This is a genomic window from Kosakonia sp. S42 (genome assembly GCF_016624785.1).
In the GTDB taxonomy this organism is placed as follows: domain Bacteria; phylum Pseudomonadota; class Gammaproteobacteria; order Enterobacterales; family Enterobacteriaceae; genus Kosakonia; species Kosakonia cowanii.
This window is the reverse complement of record NZ_JACVTW010000071.1, coordinates 1-2,697: the sequence shown is the minus strand read 5'-3', so window position 1 is coordinate 2,697 and position 2,697 is coordinate 1. Positions and strand designations below refer to the sequence as shown.

At 46.2% G+C, this 2,697-nt stretch carries 5 protein-coding genes; 2 read left to right on the top strand and 3 right to left on the bottom strand.

Translation table 11 applies throughout. The annotated features are described in order from the left end of the window. On the bottom strand, positions 1 to 129 hold a 129-nt coding region (locus tag IAE50_RS25540; protein ID WP_305067896.1), incomplete at its 3' end, for a type IV conjugative transfer system protein TraL. A 2-nt stretch (positions 130 to 131) separates the two neighbouring features. After that, positions 132 to 485, bottom strand: a complete 354-nt coding sequence (locus tag IAE50_RS25535; protein WP_200581677.1) for a type IV conjugative transfer system pilin TraA — start codon at positions 483 to 485, stop codon at positions 132 to 134. Between the two features lie 198 nt (positions 486 to 683). On the opposite strand from IAE50_RS25535, the gene IAE50_RS25530 reads away from it, so the two are divergent. Then, on the top strand, positions 684 to 1,319 hold the full coding sequence (locus IAE50_RS25530; protein WP_200581676.1) for an Arc family DNA-binding protein: 636 nt from the start codon (positions 684 to 686) through the stop codon (positions 1,317 to 1,319). A 39-nt stretch (positions 1,320 to 1,358) separates the two neighbouring features. Here the strand turns inward: IAE50_RS25530 and IAE50_RS26675 are convergent, their stop codons facing one another. After that, complete coding sequence (locus tag IAE50_RS26675; protein ID WP_309228119.1) at positions 1,359 to 1,973, bottom strand: relaxosome protein TraM; 615 nt, start codon at positions 1,971 to 1,973, stop codon at positions 1,359 to 1,361. A gap of 403 nt (positions 1,974 to 2,376) precedes the next feature. On the opposite strand from IAE50_RS26675, the gene IAE50_RS25520 reads away from it, so the two are divergent. Continuing rightward, positions 2,377 to 2,697: lytic transglycosylase domain-containing protein (locus IAE50_RS25520; RefSeq protein WP_200581675.1), on the top strand; the 321-nt coding region annotated here is incomplete at its 3' end.

Sequence of the window (2,697 nt, the reverse complement as noted above, 5' to 3'; positions counted from 1 at the left end):
CATATTGCAGACGATACCCAGTAAGGTCAGGGGAGCAATAACGAGGAGTTCGTCGAGGGGGAGACCGAAGAATCGGGCCTGCTGATTGAGGGTTTCCGGGAAGTAATATTTATCATCTTCCCCGTTCATTTTTAGCCTGCGATGGCAAAGCCCATGCGGGTAAAAATAATGACGATGACGAGACCGAGAAATACCAGTGGGGAGCGGGCTTTAATGTACAGGAATAAAGCGATAAAGATTTCCGCGTAGTAGAAGTATCTCTCAAGAGACGACCCGTGACCGAAAGTGCTGGAAACGGTAGAAGACTGTGACGCCAGTAAATCAGTGCTGCCCGCAAATGCGTAATTGCAGGCCAGAAGAGAAAGAAGGATTAATCCTCCGTTTTTTAAATACTTTCTCATCTGAATATTTTCACGGGCTTTGCGAAATAAAGACGCTACCGCCCATCCCTTTGTGACCTTAAGGGCATTGTCCTCAGTGAACATGCTTGTTTCTCCGGAAGTAAACAAAGTGTGTTTGCGTAAGTGCTTGTTTACGCGGGCATAAGTATCTCATGACCCTAAAAAAAAAAAAACTGTGAGATATATCACACTTTTCAACATCATTAGGAATTATCTGACTACCGGCGCAACATATCCTGAGTCATGCAGGTATGACGCCTGTGATGTCAGGGATCTATGAATATGAAAGTAAAAGAGAACCTGTGGGAAAAGCGTGGCCGCCCACGGAAGTTCACAGCGGGCGAAACAGTGGAGTGGCGGCTGCGTGCGCCGGACAATCTGCTGATGGAACTGCGGGTATGTGCACGAATTAGTGAGAGGAGTGTTAACGATGAAATTATAGCGCGGTTACTTATTTCACTGAATTATCAGCCGCATGTACCTGTTATTAAAACGGTTGAGGGGGAAAGGCTAATTTCTCTGGCAGTGAAGTTTGAAGAGTGGCTGTACGATTTATTAAGAAATGGTAATGAAGCTGAAAATGAAAACAGAAAGGAAAAGGCGCGTGATGAGCCTGCCTGGATGTGGCGTGAAGGTGTGCGGGTCTTAATTCCCGGAAAGACGTCAGGCTACAGCATGCGTATTCCTGAAAATCTTGCCTCTGAAATAAGAATTATGGCGCGGGTTCATAAACGCAGCCTGAATGATGAAATGCTGACAAGGTTAATGAATTCTATGGGTTATTTAACTCAGCGTCTTCTCGACCAGAACGAGGATGCGCAGGCGCTTAAAGTGCTGTGCATGTCATTTGAGTGGTATCTCAGGGAGAAATTATCGGAAGCGGAGGATGTGCCGCTTCCGTGGAATAAACCGGAGTAACCGTGACGGGTCTGGCTGGCAGCATTGCCGGCCAGATTGTTATTCTTCTTCAGATATGAAGTGGTGAGATTCGGCCTCGTCCTCAGCATTGTTCATTGCCGTAAAATTCTGGCTGAGCAGCTCTTCCAGCTTACCTTCCGGGCTTATACCTTTAGAATTCAGATACATTTCTGTAATCATTGTCATCAGTATCATAGTCCCTTCCCTGGCGCCGCTGGCTTTTTTTATTAAATCCCGACGATACCCTTCGAGATCGAAACTGGCAGGCTCTTCCCGCGATTTATATACCATGATACCCAGGCGAACGAGTTCATTGACCTGATTGGAATAGCTCACATCGCTGCTTGTTGCGCCCTTCTGTCTTTCAATTTCGAGAATACCTTCAATCTCGCGATCGATTTTATCTTTAAAGTAGATATTTTTACGCGGCATTAATTTTCCGTCCTGTTCAAACAGTGCCGGAAGCAGCACTGTAAGCGAAAGAATTTTAAAAAATGAGTCTGGATGATTTTGCGTAATATGGTGTGCTAATCCGGCACCTGTCAATGAAAAATTACGTTTATACAGGTGTTCGCATGCGGCACTGCATGGTGTGTTAATCCGGCACTGTATAACCAAATATGCTTTATAACTTCCTGAATATACGTAGTACACACCTTTCGGCCACCTTACAGTGCCGCCAGCGGCACCAACAGGTGTGCTGTTCCGGCACTGCTGTGTGGCCGGTTACGGCACTGTTATGTGTGGGGAATAACACACCTTTTTTGTTATATTTCAAATACCGCACAAAATAATCAGAACAACAACCTGATTCCAAAGGAAAAATCTGCAAGACGAAGTCTTGCGTGGGGTGTCATGTTTTATATGTTTGCAAAGAGCGGCCAATAATAAGCGACACCAGAGCATCTTTAATATCAGAGACTGACTCCGGGCACGTACCCGCAGCGCTCTCTGCGCGTTTGTAAGAGCGGGTATTGATTTAAATGATCGGCGGGGGTATTTTTTATTGCGCTGCTCCAGCGACATTCCACGCGCGCAAAACGCAAAGGTTATAAATATGAATAAACTCGGTCTCATTCTGCTCTGCGTCTCAATGTCCTGCAGCGCAGCACCGCAAATGTGTTTCGACCAGGCCGGGCGGGATTACCAAATCGACCCGCTGCTGCTGATGTCAATTTCAATCAAAGAAAGTCGACTCAGGCCCGCTGCGGTTAATAAGGCGAACAATGACGGTTCGGAGGATGTATGCGGGATGCAGATAAACAGTTCGCATTACGGTAAGCTGAAAAATTTTAATATTATGCGATCGGATCTGCTTAATGATCCATGCGTCTGCGTTTACACCGGCGGATGGGTTCTTGCGCATAACTTCAGGTCA